This is a genomic window from Kordia sp. (assembly GCF_050633145.1).
Lineage (GTDB): Bacteria > Bacteroidota > Bacteroidia > Flavobacteriales > Flavobacteriaceae > Kordia.
Window position 1 is genome coordinate 48041 of record NZ_JBOEFY010000009.1, and the last position, 20486, is coordinate 68526.

At 32.8% G+C, this 20486-nt stretch carries 13 protein-coding genes; 7 read left to right on the forward strand and 6 right to left on the reverse strand.

Going from position 1 to position 20486, the window contains the following annotated elements; translation table 11 throughout:
• Positions 1–169 precede the first annotated feature (169 nt).
• The 3 genes from ACRBBL_RS05355 (at position 170) to ACRBBL_RS05365 (ending at position 3822) form a co-directional block, all read left to right on the forward strand.
• On the forward strand, positions 170–1273 hold the full coding sequence (locus tag ACRBBL_RS05355) for a hypothetical protein (protein ID WP_431367991.1): 1104 nt from the start codon (positions 170–172) through the stop codon (positions 1271–1273).
• A gap of 226 nt (positions 1274–1499) precedes the next feature.
• Positions 1500–3170, forward strand: coding sequence for a CotH kinase family protein (locus ACRBBL_RS05360; RefSeq protein ID WP_431367992.1), 1671 nt, complete (start codon positions 1500–1502; stop codon positions 3168–3170).
• A gap of 106 nt (positions 3171–3276) precedes the next feature.
• Positions 3277–3822 carry an acyl-CoA thioesterase gene (locus tag ACRBBL_RS05365; protein WP_431367993.1) on the forward strand — a complete coding sequence of 182 codons (546 nt, stop codon included), beginning with the start codon at positions 3277–3279 and terminating at the stop codon, positions 3820–3822.
• A gap of 105 nt (positions 3823–3927) precedes the next feature.
• Here the strand turns inward: ACRBBL_RS05365 and ACRBBL_RS05370 are convergent, their stop codons facing one another.
• Positions 3928–8967, reverse strand: a complete 5040-nt coding sequence (locus ACRBBL_RS05370; RefSeq protein ID WP_431367994.1) for a hypothetical protein — start codon at positions 8965–8967, stop codon at positions 3928–3930.
• A gap of 56 nt (positions 8968–9023) precedes the next feature.
• On the reverse strand, positions 9024–10514 hold the full coding sequence (locus ACRBBL_RS05375; protein ID WP_431367995.1) for a T9SS type A sorting domain-containing protein: 1491 nt from the start codon (positions 10512–10514) through the stop codon (positions 9024–9026).
• A 471-nt stretch (positions 10515–10985) separates the two neighbouring features.
• On the opposite strand from ACRBBL_RS05375, the gene ACRBBL_RS05380 reads away from it, so the two are divergent.
• Complete coding sequence (locus tag ACRBBL_RS05380; protein ID WP_431367996.1) at positions 10986–12911, forward strand: transglutaminase-like domain-containing protein; 1926 nt, start codon at positions 10986–10988, stop codon at positions 12909–12911.
• A 9-nt stretch (positions 12912–12920) separates the two neighbouring features.
• Positions 12921–15095 (forward strand): DUF3857 domain-containing protein, encoded by a 2175-nt coding sequence (locus ACRBBL_RS05385; RefSeq protein WP_431367997.1) that lies wholly within the window; start codon positions 12921–12923, stop codon positions 15093–15095.
• A 185-nt stretch (positions 15096–15280) separates the two neighbouring features.
• On the opposite strand, the gene ACRBBL_RS05390 is transcribed toward ACRBBL_RS05385, so the two are convergent.
• Complete coding sequence (locus ACRBBL_RS05390) at positions 15281–15610, reverse strand: T9SS type A sorting domain-containing protein (RefSeq protein WP_431367998.1); 330 nt, start codon at positions 15608–15610, stop codon at positions 15281–15283.
• A 201-nt stretch (positions 15611–15811) separates the two neighbouring features.
• Here ACRBBL_RS05390 and ACRBBL_RS05395 point away from each other — a divergent pair, with 201 nt between their 5' ends.
• The gene (locus ACRBBL_RS05395) at positions 15812–17095 is read left to right on the forward strand and encodes a lipase family protein (RefSeq protein ID WP_431367999.1); all 1284 of its coding nucleotides are present in this window, start codon (positions 15812–15814) and stop codon (positions 17093–17095) included.
• Positions 17096–17205: 110 nt separating this feature from the next.
• Here ACRBBL_RS05395 and ACRBBL_RS05400 read toward each other — a convergent pair whose 3' ends face one another.
• Both ACRBBL_RS05400 and ACRBBL_RS05405 read right to left on the reverse strand, forming a co-directional pair.
• On the reverse strand, positions 17206–17967 hold the full coding sequence (locus ACRBBL_RS05400) for a T9SS type A sorting domain-containing protein (protein ID WP_431368000.1): 762 nt from the start codon (positions 17965–17967) through the stop codon (positions 17206–17208).
• Positions 17964–18488 carry an ankyrin repeat domain-containing protein gene (locus tag ACRBBL_RS05405; RefSeq protein ID WP_431368001.1) on the reverse strand — a complete coding sequence of 175 codons (525 nt, stop codon included), beginning with the start codon at positions 18486–18488 and terminating at the stop codon, positions 17964–17966. Before ACRBBL_RS05405 ends, ACRBBL_RS05400 begins: the two co-directional genes overlap by 4 nt.
• A gap of 147 nt (positions 18489–18635) precedes the next feature.
• On the opposite strand from ACRBBL_RS05405, the gene ACRBBL_RS05410 reads away from it, so the two are divergent.
• The gene (locus tag ACRBBL_RS05410; protein ID WP_431368002.1) at positions 18636–19493 is read left to right on the forward strand and encodes a helix-turn-helix domain-containing protein; all 858 of its coding nucleotides are present in this window, start codon (positions 18636–18638) and stop codon (positions 19491–19493) included.
• Positions 19494–19662: 169 nt separating this feature from the next.
• Here ACRBBL_RS05410 and ACRBBL_RS05415 read toward each other — a convergent pair whose 3' ends face one another.
• A complete protein-coding gene (locus ACRBBL_RS05415; protein WP_431368003.1) occupies positions 19663–20304 on the reverse strand; it encodes a peroxiredoxin in 642 nt (213 codons plus the stop codon).
• Positions 20305–20486: the final 182 nt, after the last annotated feature.

Below are 20486 nucleotides of genomic sequence, written 5' to 3' on the forward strand. Positions count from 1 at the left end.
CTTCGATTTAAAATTTATAAAAAATATGTGCCAAGCCAATAATCGTTTTATCTTTTGTAGTTATTCTCATAAGTATAAAGGTTCAAACACAAATAAACGCACTATTTATTATTCATGGTATTTGACACGTTATCTTGGTTCAAAAAAAACTCGGATTAGAGGTAGAATTATGATGCCTACAAAAGATTTAGGAAGTGGTGTCACTATAGATGCTATCCGTGATCAACTAAATACAGATTTTGCTTCTTTTGACTTTACATATACACCATCTCACAGAGATTGTTTGAAGATAAGAGTATTGTATTCAACAAAAGAATTCAAATATTTTGATTTAATTTTTATTGATGGGCAATGGAAAGAAGGCTCGAATTATGCGTTTACTTCGATCACTGAAAAAATAGCGAGTGGACGAATTAAAAAACTGACTGGTAAACAGCAGTATATTTCTGAACGAAATAGCTGGCTAAAAGTTAGTCAAGGTGATTTTGATACGATTTTTTCAAAAATTTTTACTACTAAAAACTCGTATCAAGCATTAACAACACTGCGCAATAGGGTATTAAGAGAACCGCATTTGTTTTTTAAGCAAGCTCAAAAACTTATACAAGCAACTGTGATCGATAAACGGCGTTTTGCTAGTTTCATATTCGTCATACTTTTTTATTCTAAGTTTGAAACGGAAAAGATAAAAACAATTTTGTTTGACATATTACAAACGGAAGAGAATACTGCAATTATTAGTCCAATTATAAGTGTCTTTGGTACAATTAATAAGAATTTATCAGATGATTTTATTGATTTGATTTGTACGTTTAAAAACCATGAAGATGATGTAAAGCTTAGTATTATGTATGCTTTTGATGCGCTAAAACATGCGCAAGTGGTTGATACCTTTATTGAGTTTTCTAACGATACAAATCCTGAGATACGGAAAACTGCTCTTTTTAAATTAAGATTTATTATTGATGATACAAATGCAAGCAAAATTAAAAAGGTATTTTGGAAACACGTTGAAGACAGCGCTAGAGTCGCTCGACTTGAAGCAATTTTAGGATTGGCAGAACTTAAAGATGAACACATAAAAGATAGTATACTAAAAGAACTTGAGCAAATTGATGAAAAACACATTTTAATCATAGACGCTATTGAAGCACTTAACGATAAAAGTTTTATTCCGCATATTGAATTTCAAATTGAGAAGCATAAAAACGCTGCAAATCATCTCACAGAATTACTACAAAGCATATTAGATCATTTAAATTCGATAGCTTAAAAACAATGATCAGAATTCGTTTTGAAACGAGTTCCATCTCACGGAAGTGAAAAAAGAGAAAAGAGGAAAATTAATATGCATTGAAAAATAGCAAGTTAAAACCCATGCTTCCATACGTGTTTTCACCTGATTTACAATAAATTGTAGCCTATTTATTATTTCACAATTAGTTTTTGTTCTATATTTAATTCATAGAAAACCATAACTAACCTTTAATTATCTAGCCATGAAACGTTCCTTTTTATATTTTTTTATCGTTTGTTTAGTCAGTCTGAGTCTACATACATCTTGTAAAACAAAAACAGAACCTATTGTCGTTTTTCAAACGGTGTATAGTACGGAGACTGATACAATTTCTGTGATCGATGATGAAAATGCAATGCTGAATGTCTCGTTAGATGATCTTGGTGAGTATTCAAAATATACATATTCACTTGTACAGGAAGATGGAAGTGTACTTACCAACGATACGCTGAAACTTTCCAAAACGTTTGCTATTGATTTAAAAAAGATTGTTAAACGCAAAAAATTTACAGCTCAAGATGTTGATTTGAATGTGACACTTATTGGAGATAAAACTAGCAAAACTATTACACGAGATATTGATTATCAGTTTGATGCAACTTCACCTATCCCGTATGTTGTTATTACTACTAAAAGCGGCAAGTTTCCAGAGAATAGAGATCGCTTGGAAGCCGATTTTAAGTTTTACGACGTTCCTATGAAAGATGGTTGGTATAGCTTGTCTGGTGCATATCAAGCAAGTTCAGGAACCATTCATGCAAGAGGTCAAGGAAGTATGGAATTTCCTAAGAAAAGTTTCTCGTTGAATTTCGGAAAAGAGAATCCTCAATCTATCATGGGAATGCCCGCAAGTCATAAATGGGTGATGATTGCCAATTGGGTTGATACTTCTCAGTTATGTAATAAGGTTTCGTATGATACCTATGCCGAAATGGGGAATTATGGTCCGCAAAGTAGACATGTACAAGTTTTTCTAAATGGGGAATATTGGGGATTGTATACCTACGGAGAAAAGATACAACAAGGAAAAAATCATGTGAATACTGCTAAGAAAAGTGATGGTGGTTTTATCGTAAAAGAAGTAGATAATTTTCCTGATTTCACAACAATTACAAGAAGAACTTTTCAATATGAATACCCTGATAATGAAGACGCTACTCCTGAACAAAAAACAAATATTCAGCAAATTATAAATTCCTATGAAAGTGAAGTTTTAAACGGTCAAAATTGGGAAGAAAGTGTAGATGAAGAAGCTGAGATTGACTATTTTATTATGACCGATGTTTTTGCAAATCCTGACAGTTATTTTAACGGAAAAAATGTATTCTATTTTTATAATAGAGATAATCAATTAGAGCCTGTTATTTGGGACTTTATTTGGGCTTTTGGAACACCGTATTATGTGTGTTATGGAAACAATCCTTGGTGTTATATTTATTCGCCTACTGGAGCTAAATACTGTACTGAAAAATATTGTTCTTCTTGGGTTGGAAACGGATATACGGCTAATATGGAGCTTATGTACGGAAATCCAAAATATAAAAACAGACTTGGGTATAATCGCTTTTTATTGATGGAACAGTATATGAAAACGCCACAAAATGTGAATATGTTTAAGGATCGTTATTACGATTGGAGAAATGGTACGAATGGAAAAAAACCTGTATTGTCTAACGCCAACATTTTAACGAGAACCGATAAATTGATTGAGATTTTACGATCTGGAGAAATTTATAAGAAAGATAGTATTCGTTGGTCTGTGTATCCTGATTTTAGGAACAAGAAGCGATTTTCTCCTGAAGATGTTCGCGCTAAAATAAAAGAACGTTTGGAGTTTATGGATGCTACTGTAAAGAATTTGAAAGTTCAGTAGTCATATTTTGAGTTATTTTTTACTTTATGAAATTTCACAGTAAGCTACTATTTTATTGAAAGAAGCTGTATTTTTATAGTTCTAAGGAAAATAAAGAAAGTTTACTATGAGCATACATTATAAATCTGCTAAAGAATCGAAAGTTACAATTTCTGAATTGATGTTGCCATCACATTCAAATTTTAGTGGAAAAATTCATGGTGGTTATGTGCTCTCATTATTGGATCAAATTGCGTTTGCCTGCGCTTCAAAACATTCACGCGCCTATTGTGTGACTGCTTCTGTTGATACCGTAGATTTTTTGAATCCGATTGAAGTGGGCGAATTGGTTACCATGCGTGCTTCTATTAATTATGTTGGACGTACTTCGATGGTTGTTGGAATTCGTGTGGAAGCAGAAAATATTCAGACTGGCGATGTGAAACACTGCAACTCTTCTTATTTTACAATGGTAGCCCGTGATGATGCTGGAGAAAGTGTTGAAGTAGATGGTTTACTGATAGAAAGTACAGTAGAAATTAAACGCTTTTTAAAAGCCATAAAACGCATTGAAATGAAACGCAAACGTAGGGAAGAATTTGATCATGAAGATTTTGTTCCTGCCGATTATTTGTCTGATTTGGAAAACTATAAGGTGAAAGTTTCGCTTTAGGGTGCTGGGTATTGGGTATTGGGTGTTAGGTGTTAGGTGTTAGNNATTGGTTTTACTGAACTCACAATTCAACACTCACAACTCATAACTTATAACTCAACACCATTACATCCCATTTTCCGGCAATTGTTCTATGATTTGGAACGTACTGAAGTTTAGAAAGTTTCCAGGATGTGCCAATACATTTTGTAAAATTACTGGTGTATCTGGATTGGTTCCTGAGTATTGCGTACTTCCATCCATGTTTAAATCATCTGTAATATAAGCGCTTACCGCGTAGGTTGGGAAATTGAGAAAGTTTCCAGGATCATTCAAAACCGTTGATAAAATCGTTGGCGTATCTGGGTTTGTTCCTGAATACTGCACTATGGTATCTCCGTTAACATTCCCTGCCCACATTGCAACTGTATTTGCTTGTATTCCAAAAGTAGTTTGCGCATTGTTTCCAAACGTGATTTGGTTGGTTGCATTTGTAAAATCGACAATGGTGGTTACTTGTTTTAATGTTTCAGAACTTGCAGTCATGACGCCTAAGTGATTTCTATGCTTCACCGCAACATGATATTTTGCAACTGGAAGACCATTAAAAATTAATGGCGTTGTTAAATCATCATCGGTAGCTACAATATCACCATCTCGTTGTAAGATTGCAGATTGTGCCGCCACAACATTTGTCGGATTATTAATCTCTCTTAATTCTACCCAAACCCAATCGACCATTGAGTTTCCAGCATTATCATTTGTGCGAACGATAGTACTTGCTGTAGCATTATCTCCATACGGTGATGTTGCACTGATGAGTCCATTGCTACGTAAATCGTCTCGCATAAGCGATTCTTCACCTGTATTTGGATTTAAACTTGCACCTTGTAAAAGAACTTTCGCGCTTAGCTCAATATAATCACAACTGGTTTCATTAAAGTTAGTTTGCGAATCAACAGAAGCCCAGAATACTGAACTACTATCCCAAGTGGCAGTACTATATGCAGCATCATCTACCAGAACACAGTATAAATTTGGATTAGAACTTATGTGAAAATTATTTACATTGCTATTGTTACCATTTTGAACATTAAGCGTATGTAGCAATTCGTTACTAAGTGCTCTAAAAGTTACTAGATTCGTATGCATACTTACATCTATCGTCTCTAATCTGTTTCCAGAACAAGAGAGTATTACCAAATTTAAGTTTTCTTCAAAAGACATTTCTGTCACAAAATTATTATCAAACTGTAAATTCGTTAATAATGGATTGTTATTTAGATCTAAAGATGTTAGTAGATTGTCGGAAACTCTTAATGCTTCAAGATTGACATTTGGGCTCACATCTAGATCCGACAGAAAATTTTCTACTAAAGTTACATCTACCAAATTTAGATTATTACTTACATCAATAGATCGCAATCTGTTATTTGAAAAACTCAATATCCTTAGTGCTTGTAAGCTATTTATATTGACTGCTGTTAATTGATTGCTAAAACCTTGTAATTCTTCCAAGAGTGTATTTGCAGATACATTTATAGTTGTCAATCGATTTTGCGAAATATCAACTTCTACTAATTTTGTATTGGCGCTTAAATCAATCGTTTCAAGATCATTAAGATCAGCTTCTAATTCAATTAGTTCTGTATTGTTACTTACATCTAAGTTTTGCAGCTTATTATCGCTACAAAACAACTGTTGTAAGTTGTTAGCTCCATCAACATCCAAACTTGTCATTTCATTAGATTCACATCGCAATAAAGTTAGCATTGTATTAGCTCGGACATTTAAATTTGATATCGTATTAGAAGAACAGTCTAAGGTTACCAAGGTAGAAAAAGCTTCTATTCCTGTTAAATCAGAAATCCCTTTATTACTTATACTAAGATTTATAGGTGTTCCTGGATTGATGTTTGCTGTTGGCACAAAATCGTCTAGCGGTCCAGAATCGTAACCTATATCTATCAAGGCTTGTTCAAAGTTATCATCGGGAACATAGGTTGCATATCCACAATCTTGATTGAAACTTGTTTGCACATCAATACTTGTCCAATTGATAGAACTCCAAACCGGATTGTCTACTTGCACACAAGTCAAAAGCGGATTTCCTGTAGCTGTAAATGCTGTAAAATTCGTGTTGTTTCCGTTTTGAACATTTAGTATTTCTAGCGCATTGTTTTGCGCAAATAGTTGATTTAGTTCGGGATGAAAGTTTACATTCAATACGGTGATATTATTGCTGTCAATGTTCAGAGATTCTAATAATGAATTATTGAGTACATTTAAGCTTGTCAGTGTATTTGTAGCACAGTTTAGGTTTGTTAAGTTTACATTGTTTGTAATATCTAATGTTGATAGTGTGTTAGACGAGCAATTGAGCTCTTGCAACGCTGTAAAGTCTTCTATTCCTGTTAAATCCATGATTCCCAAACCGCTCACATCCAATGTTGTTATGACTTCTATTATTACGGTTGATACGTAATTATCTATGGAAGTATCATATCCTAAATTAATGAGTGCTTGTTCAAAATTAGTATCGGGAACATACGTTAGTCCGTAATTACAATTTTCATTAAAGCTTGTTTGTGTATCAATACTTATCCAATTGGTAGTACTATATTCTGCATTGTCTACTTCGACACAGGTTAAATTCGGATTATTATTGGCTACAAAAGTGGTGAAATTTGTATTGTTTCCGTTTTTAACATTCAAGCTTTCCAAGTTATTTTGGGAACACCAAATTCTATATAATTGTAGGTTTTGCGATACATCGAGCGTGGTAATATTGTTTTCATCTACATCCAAATATTCTAGTGCACTGTTATTACTTACGTTTAATTCTGTGAGATCGTTATCCCATAAAGTAATTCTTTGTAAGGCATAATTATTCGTTACATCAATAGAAGAAATCGCATTAAACGCACAGTTTAGTACTTCTAAGTTTGCATTAGGTCTGATGTCTAAGCTTGTTAATGCATTGCTTCTACAGTTGAGAGTTTCTAGTGCTGTAAAATCGTGTATTCCTGTTAAATCTGCAATACCTTTATTATTTATCGTTAAAGATGTTACCGCATTGATATTTGCAGTTAAGACATAATTGTTTAGTGCTCCAGAATCATAGCCTAAATCAATTAAAGCTTGTTCAAAATTATCGTCAGGAACATAGGTGTAAAATTGATCGCAATCTGTGTTGAAACTTGTTTGTGTATCAATATTTGTCCAATTTGTGGTGCTATACGCCACATCGTCCACCTCAATACAGGTTAAACTTGGATTGTTTACTGCTGAAAAACTTGTCATGTTTGTATTGTTTCCGTTTTTGATGAACAATACCACAAAATCATTGTTAGCACCATCAAAACTGGTCAATTGTGCGTGATCGTTTAAGTCTACAGAATTTAAAGCATTGGAATTTACGTTGATAACTTCTAGTGCTAGATTCATGGAAAAATCCAACTCAGAAATCATATTGTTACTTACATTTAAATTTGTCAGTACTGTATTTGCAGAAATATCTAGGTTTTCGATTGCATTTTCAGAACAATTCAAATCTTCTAAAGCAACAAATGCTTCAATTCCTGTCATATCTACAATTCCTAGATTGCTTATATCAAGGTTTGTAACGGTATTTATATTGTTTGTTGGTACAAAATCATCTAACGGTGCTGTGTCGTAGCCCAAATTGATCAAAGCTTGCTCAAAAGCATCATCGGGCACATATGTAAATCCGTAAAAACAGTTTTGACTGAAGTCCGATTGGGCATCCACAGTCGCACTCCAATTGGCATTGCTATACGCTGGATTGTCTACTTCTATACAAGTCAGATTTGGATTGTCTCTCACAATAAAGTCTGTAATAATAGTGTTATTACCGTTCTTCATGTTAAATTCTGTCAAATTGGGACAAAGCGTTACTGCTACTTGTGTTAATTGTGGATTTGCACTCAAATCAAGTGCGGTATAATTGTTTATTCCGATGTCTAAACTCATTAAATTCGGATTGCTAGAAACATCAAGTGTTGTGAGTTGATTGTCGAAACACCAAAGTGCTTCCAAAGCAGTATTAACACTAACATCTAGTGAGCTTATTTGATTGGCTTGTGTATATAGCTCTGTCAAAAGTGTGTTATTGCTCACATCTACAGTAGTGATATTATTAAAACCGATAGATAACAGATCGAGTGCGCCATTATTGCTTACATCTACAGCGTTTAGTTGATTGTTAAAAGCTACATACGTTCTTAAATTGGTTAAATTAAAAGTATTTATCGTACTGATTTGGTTCTCATTACACCAAAATATTTCTAGCAAAGCATTGGAACTTACATCTACTGCAGTAAGTTGATTTTCGCTAAGATATAATTCAGTTAAAAGCGGATTATTACTTACATTAATTGCTGACAGATTGTTATCGCCCAATGATAATACTTCAAGTGCTGTATTTGTACTTACATCAACAGCTGTTAGTTGATTGTTATAGGCCACAAAGGTTTTTAGACTGGTAATGCCTGTCGTGTTTAAAGTTGTTAACTGATTGCTTCTGCACCATAAAATTTCTAAATTAAAATTCGTAGTTACATCCAAAGAAGTCAGTTGATTGTCATAACAATATAATTCTCTTAAATCTGAGAACGTGTCAACTGTCAGAGAAGTTAATTGATTTCGATCACAAACAATTTGTATCAAAAACGGATTGCTGCTCGTATCTAAAGTTGTAAGATTATTTTGAGAAACCGAAAGTCCTTGCAATGCAGGATTTGATGCCACATTAAGACTACTCAACTGATTGTTGTTGGCACTAAAAACCTCTAACTGTGTTAAATTACTTAAGTTTATAAAGAGTAAGTTGTTATCATTGAGGCGTAAATCTCTTAATTGTGCGTTGTTACTTAAATTTATGGTAGACAACTGATTGTCATTACAATATAAGGTTTGCAAACTAGGAAAACCATTAATTCCTGTCAGGTCTGAAATTCCTTTAGAACTCACATCCAAGCTTGTAATATTTGCGATATTAGCAAAAGGCACAAAGTTATCTAGCGGACCAGAATCGTAGCCTAAATCGATAATTGCTTGCTCAAAATTGTCATCAGGGACAAATATTTGCGCCATAGCACATACAGGTAATAATGCAATGAGAAATTGTAAGAATTGTTTTTTCATCGGTTTGTTTTCTAGTATCTTTTTGCTACTACTTTTTATAAATTGTTCTAATCGAATTACTGTTTCACAAATTTGCTACTCGCAATGGTGTTTTCAGAGATTACGTGTATCAAATACATTCCTTGCGGTTGTGTAGATAGATCTAATTGAATTTGAGAAGTATGCTTATACTCCATACTTGAAATCTGCTTTCCAAGCATATCAAACACTTGTATTTGTACTTCTTGAAACTGCTCGTTCAAACGAATAAGCGCTTTTCCAGTACTTGGATTTGGTGAAATTGTATATGAATTATTGAGGATGATATCTTCCGTACTAAGTGTATTGCTATTAAAAAATATTCGTGCGTGTCCTTTACTTGTTGAGTTATAAGGTGCTCCCATAGCAACCGTAGTTCCATCGTCTGAGATACTTACAGAAAAGCCAAATGCATCTTGTGCGTTTTCCTCTGCTATATTTTGATCTACCTGTTGCCAAGTTCCTCCAACATTTCTATATACTTGAGCGTAACTGTTTCCTTGTTCATAATTATAGAAGGAATCTTCGAGTGGAAACCCAATAACTACAGCATTTCCATCTCCCGACAAACTCACAGGAAGTTGAGTGTACTGCACTTGTGTGATGGTACTCGTTATGTTTGAACCAACTTGTTGCCATGTTCCAGCATTATTTTCATAGATTTTTACACTTCCAGAATTTGGGCTTGTGTAGACATCAAAAGAACTTCCAATAGCAATGGTATTTCCATCGTTTGAGAGACTTACTGAAACACCAAATTCTGCATCATCATTGGTTCCAACAATATCTTGCCCGATTTGTTGCCAATTTCCGCTTACATTTTGAAATATCTTTACATCACCTCTATTATTCGTATTACTATATCGTGATCCCATAGCCACAATACTTCCGTCGGCGGAAATACTTACCGAAAATCCTCCTTCATCACCTGCGTTGTCTCCATCAATATCTTGTCCAATTTGCTGCCATGTTCCACCATTATTTTCATATACGCGCATGTGTCCGCTATTAGAACCATTTCCGTTATTAAATGGTGCTCCAATGGCTACAATATTTCCATTGGCAGAAAGACTTACTGATCTTCCAGATTCGTCATCATTGGCTTCACCTATGATGTCTTGACCAACTTGTTGCCAGTTTCCTCCATTATTTTGAAAAATTCGCACATAGCCATTATCTCCAAAAGTGTCATCGTGAAAACGTGCTCCAATAGCTACTACACTACCATCCGATGATAAGCTTACAGAATATCCAGATTGATCAATCCAATCTTCCCCATTAATATCTTGTCCTATTTGTTGCCAGTTTCCTCCATTGTTTTGGTACACTCGTACATGTCCAGCATTTTCATCTACATCGTCGTTTAAAGGTGCTCCAATAGCGACAATACTTCCATCGGCAGATAGACTTATTGAAAAACCTGAAAAGTCTACATTATTTTCTCCATCTATATCTTGACCAACTTGTGTCCATTGTGCAAAAATAAATGTAGGAAGTAATAAAAACAGAAACTGTATTTTTTTGTTCATTAGGTATAAAAATTGAGGATTATGTAAAAGTGATTAGAATTGTTATTAAGGTTAAAATTCACTGGCAAAAATAACTTTAACTCTTTCAATAAGCTCAATGAATATAGGTTGTTGTGACGAATTCCCCTTAAAAAGTGACGAAATAAAAGTCGATAAAATAGAATTTTATGAATTAGTCTTGAGTTTTACATCTCGACTGCGCTTGATGTGACAGGTGTTGATCGCTTTGCGCTCTTCAAAGATTTAATGATTCAAGGTTGGAGGTTTACTTTCTGTTGATTTCAAAGTATAAACTACTGAACTTGCTTATTCATTTATTTGTTTTTTGTCAATTTGTTTTTTTCGGTGTTTCTCAAGAAATCGCTAAGACCAAAATTCTCAAAACCTAGTACCTTATCGTTGTTTAAGTATTTTTTAACATTTTAAAAAAAAAGTCTATTTTTACAGCTAATTAAAACCGATTACTCCTACATGAAACTGAATTCATATTGCTGCTTGCTCCTCGTATTGCTTGCAAGCACACAACTGTATTCTCAAAAGAGAATTGATCCTACACCTGAAGATATAGAAAAAGCAAAAACACTCAAAGAAACTTATGAGGATGACGATGTCGTTTTGCTAGATGCCACAGAAGAAATACAATTTGGTATAAACCGAAGAACTCAAACCGTTACGGTAAAGCAAAATCTCTCTGAAGAATTGATAAATATAAGTTCGCGTTCAGACATTCAGAAATATATTTTTTACAACAGTTTCTCGGATGTAGAAAAGTTTCAATTATCATATCGTAATAAAAAGAAAGTGAAATTTCCTGTGCAAGATGATTTTTATCAAAGTGATGAAATGTTTTATCATGATGCACGTGTAAAGTATGTAAACGTTGATTTTCCTACGCAAGGCTATCGTTATTTTTATGATTTAACCAAAAATTATAAAGACATCAAATATTTTACTTCTATCTACTTTAGTGGTCAACATCCTATTGCTGAAAAGAAGGTGAAATTAATTGTTCCCGATTGGTTAACAATTGAAATTAAAGAGTTTAATTTTGAAGGATATGATATCGTAAAAGAAACCAATCGTAATGATAAGTTACAAGCAACAGAATATGTTTTTACCATCAAAAATATGCCTTCAAATCCTAAAGAGAATAATATTTTAGGACCTTCACATCACAGACCGCATATTTTAATTTTGCCAAAGTCGTTTGAGTTTCGCAAAAAAACACAAGCGCTTTTTAACGAGACCAAAGATTTGTACAAATGGTACAAGTCATTAATAGACAGCATGGATGAAAATCCTGAAAGTCTAAAAGCTAAAGTGAAAGAGCTAACAGAAAATGCCGCTACTGACGAAGAAAAGATTAAAAATATTTATTATTGGGTACAAGATAACATTCGTTACATCGCTTTTGAAGATGGAATCGCTGGTTTTAAACCAGATGAGTCTCAAAATGTATTTAAAAAGAAATACGGCGATTGTAAAGGAATGGCAAATCTTATCAAACAAATGTTGGTCATTGCTGGTTTTGATGCTCGTCTTACTTGGATTGGTACAAAACGTATTGCGTATGATTACTCTATGCCAAATTTATCGGTTGACAATCACATGATTTGTACTTTAGTAAAAGATGGAAAACGCTATTTTTTAGATGGAACTGAAAAATACAATCCGTTTGGTGAATATGCAGACCGTATTCAAGGGAGACCCGTTTTAATTGAAGATAATGACGCTTTTATTTTGGATAAAGTTCCTACAGCTACTGTTTCTGATAATAAGGAAATGTATCATTCTAAATTAAAAATTGATAAGGAAGAACTAAAAGGTTCAGTTACTAAAACATTTACTGGCGAAAGTAGAGCTACCTTTTTGTATGGATATTATTCTATTGGTAATGATAAAAAAGAAGACGTTTTACTAAGTTTTTTAACCAAAGGCGATAAAAACTACATCATTGATAATATTCAAAATTCAGATTTGAGTAACCGTGAAAAAGATGTAAAGCTCTCGTATGATTTGATCTTGAAAAATAAGGTGACTTCGTTTGACAATGAAATCTACATTGACATTGATCATAATCAGGATTTAAAACAATTAGATTTAACAGAGCGTAAAAGCGACTATTCCTTCTCGTATAAGAAAAATATAGAAACCATTGTAGAATTGGATATTCCGACTGGATATGCTGTAAAAGAACTTCCCAAAAATGTCAAAGCTGTCACTGAAGATTTTGAAATTTCTATAGATTTTACAGTAAAAGGGAACAAAATAATTTATCACAAAAACTTCGAATTCAAAAATGCCATCATTTCTAAAAAATACTTTACAGAATGGAATGAAGCATTAAAAAACATTAAAAATAGCTATCAAGAGCAGTTAATCTTGGTAAAATCATAAATCAATACTATGCTACAAAAACTAGTTGCTTGTGTATTGATACTTTTTACAGTATCAGTAACAAGTCAGAATCGTCAACAAATTAAAATTAAGAACATTTTTTGGGGAGAAAATGATACTCAAAAAGGAATCGTTGATATTCCTGAAAAATGGCAAAATGAGTCTGCAGTCATTTTATATCAAGAATATTTTTATGACTATCATAAATATGCAAAAAAAGTACGTTATACCAATTCGTTGCGTATGCGTGTAAAGATCTTGGACAAGGCTGCCATTGATGATTATTCAGAATTTTCATTTACAAAAAACCTACGTGTAAAAAGAGGTTATTGGGGTAAAAAAGAGAAAAAATTCATTGGTGTAAAAATCGTCAAACCCAATGGAGACGAACGTGTTATTAAAGTAGATGAAGAAGCCGTAAAAACGGACGATGAATATAAGTTGGCAATTTCAGGCTTGGAAGTTGGTGATATTTTAGACTATTATGTGTACACCATTGAACCATTTATAGAAAAAAAAGGATATGCTTTTGAACCTACTACCAACTTTTTGAGCAATGAATATCCTACAAAAAAATTCGTTTTAAAATTCAATACAGAGAATGATTTCTTTATCAATTTTAACAGCTATAATGGTGCTCCAAAATTGAAACAAATAGATACTAAAAAACGAAATGATCGTAGGTATATATTAGAGGCTGAAAATATTGAAAAAACAGAGATTCCATATTGGTATTCACCACTTTTAGAATTACCATTTTTTAAATTTCAAGTAACGTTTTCACGATCGGGACGTTTTGAAAAAAATGTATTTAATTTTATTTCTGAATCTGAAAAAGAAATCAAAACAGAAGTAACGGCAGATGAAGTACTTTCTGTGTACAAAAATGCTTTTGGTAATTTTAAAGACGAACCAAAAAAGTTTCATAAATACTTTAGAAAGAAAAGTTTAACGCAAGATGAGTTGGCACGTGAAGCCTATTACTATTTGAGACATTACTACTTTACCAACTATTTTGAAGGTTCTATATTGAGCGAATCTAAAATTATTGGGTATTACGGTGATGAATCTAATCCTGATTATTTCTTCTTAAGTAATCCAAATCGTTTTGTATCTGTGTATTGTTCTATGTTACAAAAAAATTACATTCCGTTTGATATCATAGTTGCAAAAGACCGAAGCGAAGGAAATATTAAAGATTTATTGTTTATTAGCGAAGCAGAAACGATCATTCGTGTCAATTTACACAAACCTATATATGTTTCTGTATACAATGCCTATAGCAATTTGGAAACCATCAATCCGATGATTGAGAATACAGAAGCTTATGTACTAAAATATTCGGAAGATGATAGAGAATTATCAAGCGTAAGCACCACTACAATTCCAGGTTCAAAAGCAAGCGATAATAAACAAGTTGAAGACCTAACAGTTACTTTTAGTGATTCGTTCAATCAAATTAACTTCTCTAGAAAAAGCGACTCTTACGGACATTTAAAAAGTTCTTTACAGGATGAAGTAATGTTCTTTTTTGATTACTTGGATGAAGATTATACAAAATATGGTACCGAAGGATATATTAATAAAGTACGCAAAAAAAAGAACAGAACTAGGTATCGCAAAGAATACAATGCGCTTATTGATAAACTAAAGGAACGTCAACAAAAGATTTTACATAGTGGACTTTCAAGTGAATACGACCCATTGGAAGTTGAAGAAGAGAACACATTCAAAATCGTTAACACAGGTCGTTACGACGCTAAAACGCCTTTTACTTACGAACAAGAGTTTGTTATGAAAAATCAACTTGTAAAAAAAGCTGGAAAAAACTACCTTTTTGAAGTTGGAAAATTAATTGGCGGACAAGTATCTGTAACACAGGATAAAATAGATAGAGCGCAAGCTATTAACCGTTCGTTTCCAAAATCGTACGAAAACAATATAAATATCATCATTCCTGAAGGTTATAAAGTTGTTGGCTTAGACAAACTAAACAAAAATGTTACCAACGAAACTGGTGGTTTTAAAAGCTCGGCTACTATAGAAGGAAATATTTTAAAAATTAAAACCTTAAAATACTATAGTAATTACGATGAGCCTAATAGTAACTGGAATAAAATACGTGCATTTTTAGACGAAGCATATCAGTTTACACAAGAAAAGATTATGTTTAGAAAATTATAAGAGTTCCTAAAACATAGAATTAAAGGGTATATATTTTAAAATATATACCCTTTTTATATTTTATGGATTGTAACTAGAATTGATTTGTTTTAAATTAAGCATACAAGAATTACTTTCAATAAATACTATTATTTAAAGAAATATGATTCAATTTTAAAATGTAGCGTTATAATAAAGGGAAAATGTTACTTCTTCACGAAGCGTTTTGTGATTGATTTTTTATCAGTAATTACTTTTACAAGATAAATTCCAGATTTCCAAGAAGAAATATCAATAGCGTTATGCATTGTTGTTAGCTTTCCTGTGTAAATTTTTCTACCCAACAAATTATAAACCTCAACGGCTGCATCTGTTTTTTGGGAAAGTCTAATGTTTAATTCATTCACTCCTGGGTTAGGAGAAATATTAAAAACTGTCTCTGAATTTGAAGCAAATTGCGTATTTCCAGCACTTTGCGCAAAAGTTGCAGTGCTAAAAGAAAGTAGTAAAATAAATAAAAGTATTTTTTGCTTCACTCGATGTAAATTTGGTGCTTTTCACAAATGTAATAATAATTTAGAGAAATGACATATTTTTAACATTCTATATCCATTTTTTAAACTTTTATCAGTAAAACTACGTGGTTCTATATTCAAGGGAAAATGTTCTGTTATCATTTTTTTATTAGCTGTTTATTTGTAAGTACTTAGTATTAACACTTACAATGAAAAAAAGCAATGAATCCATCTAACCAACTACTTAAACAAATATATAGTTTATCATTTTCTGTAAATTCTGCCTCAGGCTTATCCTGGTCACAAAACGATTGTAAAAGCGGAATGATTGAAATGCAAAGCTATGTAACTAAAGTTGCCAAAGATGTACTCAAAGAAACAAAAGGAATTATTGGCGATTGGAAAGCAATTTGGGGACCAATTGTATATGCAAACGATCCTACTTCAACGTCTGTACATGCCGATAATACTATGGGAATGTATTATAATGAAGAGGAAAATACAATCGTAATTGGTATCGCAGGGACAAATATAAATTCACCTTATGGTTGGTTTGTGGAAGATTTCTCTGTGCAAAAAACTGTTTCATGGGAACTCGTAACTGGCGCGCCTAATTCAGGTAATATTTCAAATGGAACGCATATTGGACTGAATATTTTACTGAATATGACAAATAAAGAAGATTCTTCTATGTTGACAGCGCTAAAGAATTTTTTACATGACAATTCACATTTACAAGATGTACAAGTTGCAGTAGCTGGTCATAGTTTAGGTGGTGCATTATCTCCTACTCTAGCCTTATATTTAGTAGATAAAAAGAATGATTGGGATCCAGAAAACAAAACGTCTGTTGGAGCATTTCCAACCGCAGGTCCAACACCGGGCGACGAAGGGTTTGCTTCGTATTATGAAAAACAAATCGCAGCAAATAAAATTTATTATTTGAGTCAACATAATGCTTTAGATGTTGTGCCACATGCGTGGGAAAAAGGCGATTTGGAAAAAATTCCAACGATTTATGAAGAGTATATTAAACAACCAAGTGATGCCAATCCAGCTGAAACGTTGACAGGGACTTTAGCGACTGTTGCTGCGTTGAATGCATTATCTGCTAAAAACATTGCAGGTATTCCTGTAAATCGCTACAAGCAAATTTCTCCTTCAACTACTTTACAAGGAAGTTTTAATACTACAATTGATGATAAAATTTCAAAAAAATTAAAATACATCCGATTGGTATTACCGTTAGCTTTAGGAAAATATGCTGCATATTTGCGAAACTTAGTTCGTTTTGCAGCACAAGCCGGAACACAACATGTTACAGCCTATTATTCACTATTGGATGTAGAAACATTCATGGACGCTTACAAAGAGATTTTAAATAATAACAAGCCAAGTGGCTTAGTAATTCATGAACCTTATGAACAAGCCGTAAAATCAATTGCTAAGATTGATTTGAAAAAAATAGATGCAGCTGCTATGAAGCTTGCAGAAGATAATCACTAGACTTTTTAGGATAGTGGCTAACCAACCAACCATTTATTTATTTATTTATTAAAAAAAACACTCCTATATGGAGTGTTTTTTCATTAACTGATACTGCGATATTCAACTATTTAACTTTTCACAAAACGTTTCGTTTGTGTAAAATCATCTACAGTAACTTTAATAAGGTACATTCCGCTATTCCATTGAGAAGCTTCAATATTTGTTTGTTTTTCTTCAAGTTGTTTTGTTAAAATTTGTTTTCCTAACATGTTATACACTTCTACTTTTGCAGTATTGCTTTTAGTAGGCAATGTAATTGTAAAGTTTGCAGCTGATGGATTAGGACTTACAGAGAAATCTGTTAATACAAAACGATCTACTCCAAGTGTTAAATTGGCAACTGTACCGCCTCTACCGCCTGTGTGGTATCCAAATGTCAATCCGCCACCTTTTGCCCATAATAAAGGAATAGGTCCGTTTGCAGTTGGGAAAATATAATCATTTGCATCTCCTGTATTTATAGCTCTTGTAGCTACAATAGTTCGTACACCTAGTGAAGTTGTATTGGTCGTTACCGTCCAATCTTGACTAGCATCTAAATTAGGCTGACCGTTACCCGCAGGCATATTTCTGTCTTGCAATCCTATTGAATTGTATACTACCACATCATCACCTGCATTTCCCATCATATTTCCTGCTGAAACTCCAGGTGCAACTCCTAGCCATACATTTGAAGGACCAATTAAAGTCATAGTAACCAATGATGTGGAAGAATCTACATCAAACTTTACCGTAAAACCAGAATCTAAGGTTACTGTTCCTGTAGTCCATGATTGACCAAAACCGAAACTGATGGATAATAAAAAAATAAAAAGTGTAATTTTTTTCATAGTGCTTTGTTTTTAATAAGGGTAATAATTTTTTGATTGTTGTAATTGATTGCGTAGTCTAAAGCTGTCTTTCCGCTTCCATCTTTTTTATTGGCTTTTGCTCCAGCATGAATCAATTTTTCTGCAATACTCGTATTGTTAAATAATGTAGCAAAGTGTAATGCCGTTGTGCCACTGTCGTTGGCTTTGTTTACATCTACATTATTTTTTAATAAAATGTCTATAATTGTTTCATCCTTTTTATACACAGCTGCCATAAGTGGAGTTCCATACGTGCTAACTCCATTTATATTTTCGACTTTTTCTACTAAAAACTCAACAACTTCTGCATTTCCATTGTAACATGCTAGTAAAAATGGCGTATATCCAGCATCATTTTTTGAGTTAATCATCGCTGGTGATTTCTTATAGATTTCTGCCATTTCTGCTTTACTTCCATTTCTAGCCACATGAAACACATCTTGCTGTGCTTGACAAACTGCTATACTTACTAGAAAAAGAATTGTTATGAATTTATGCATAGGGTATATTGATTTTTAACTGTTCTATTAAGAAATGATCTCTTAGCTACTTATATACAAGTACTAATAACACAAAGCTATTTGTTCAGATGTAGTATCGTGATATGAAAAAAAGAGTTTTACATATTAATTTATTCCTCCAATACCATGTTTAATACAGTAAATGACATACCAATACACGATTTATCTACTTTAGATAGCATCAATATTGAATTTATATCGCACACAAATAGTTATGATTTTAAAGCCATTCACAGACATAGTTATTACGAGATTTTATTCTTTACAAATGGTGGTGGTTTTCAAATTATAGATTTTAAAAAATACCCTATTCATCACAACAGTTGCTATGTTGTAAAGCCAAGACAAGTACATTTAATAAAACGAGAAGAAAAGGCAGATGGCTTGTTAATTCAGTTTAAAGAGACGATGATTTTTTCGGATGTATTAAAAAAGTCATTATCTGTTTTGGATAGACTGCACAACGAACCTATTATTTTTGAACATCATAAAGAATTGACCGATTTCTTTATAGTTGCTTTAGAAGAGATAAAACAATTATCCGATGAAAAATCTATGTTTTATAAGCAAAAAATAGGACACGAACTTTGTTCTATTTTATATAATATTGAAGAGTCGTTACAAAAGAACACACAAAGAGAAACACGCATTACTAGCGATTTGATTTCCAATTTTGCCAGTCTTATAGAAACAAATATGACAAAGTTGTCCGTGAAAGAATATGCAGATTTACTACATGTTTCTACAAAGAAATTAGCACAAATCACCAAGAAGCAATTGGGATTAACGCCTTTAAAATATATTCATAAACAGTTACTTATAGAAATCAAGCGCGATCTTACCTTTAAAGAATTAAGCCATAAAGAAATTGCCTATAATTACAATTTTGACTCGCCTTCCAATTTTAGTTTGTTTGTAAAATCGCAAACAGGAATGAGTCCTTCGGAATTACAGAAACAGTTGTTGTTGAATTATGAAGTGTAGATTTTTTTATTAGTTGATTATACTTTTAAATTGCCTTTTAGATACTTCTAATTCTACAATAGAACTTCAATGAGTATATATGTCCAACCAAAACTTGTGATTTTTTGATACTAAAAAAGCGCAAATCTAATGACTTGCGCTACTACTGTTATTTTTTGCATACGGTATTTTATTCAATATTTGGCTGCGGAGTTAATCTTAAATAAGGCTTCACTTCAGTATGTCCTTTTGGAAATAAATTTGGAATGTCCTCATTAGAAACTGAAGGTACAATAACACAGTCATCTCCATTATTCCAATTGGCTGGTGTTGCTACTTTATGATAAGCTGTCAATTGTAATGAATCGATTACTCGTAACAATTCATCAAAATTTCTACCTGTTGATGCAGGGTAAGTAATCGTTAATTTTACCTTTTTATCAGCACCTATAACAAATACTGATCTTACGGTCAATTTGCTATCGGCATTCGGATGAATCATATCATATAACATAGCTACTTTTTTATCCTCATCTGCAATAATTGGAAAGTTGACTACTGTATTTTGCGTTTCATTAATATCCTTAACCCAACCGTTATGAGATGCTAAACCATCTACACTCAATGCGGCTACTTTCACATTCCTTTTATCAAACTCAGCTTTATACTTTGCTACAGTTCCTAACTCTGTTGTACAAACAGGAGTGTAATCAGCTGGATGAGAAAATAGAATTCCCCAACCATTTCCGAGCCAATTATGAAAATTAATTTCACCTTCTGTTGATTGTGCTGTAAAGTTTGGAGCTTCATCTCCTAATCTAATTGTACTCATTTTTTGATTTTATTTAATTTATAATTTGTGTATAACAGGAGTTTTTTTCACAACAACTTCCTCTTATTCTCCCTAAAAGTAAAACAAAGATTACAAATACACATTGATATTTTTCTTAATATTTCCCTTTTTTCTACAATTTGCTTTGAGTATTTCTCATCATTTGAACGAACAATTCTGAA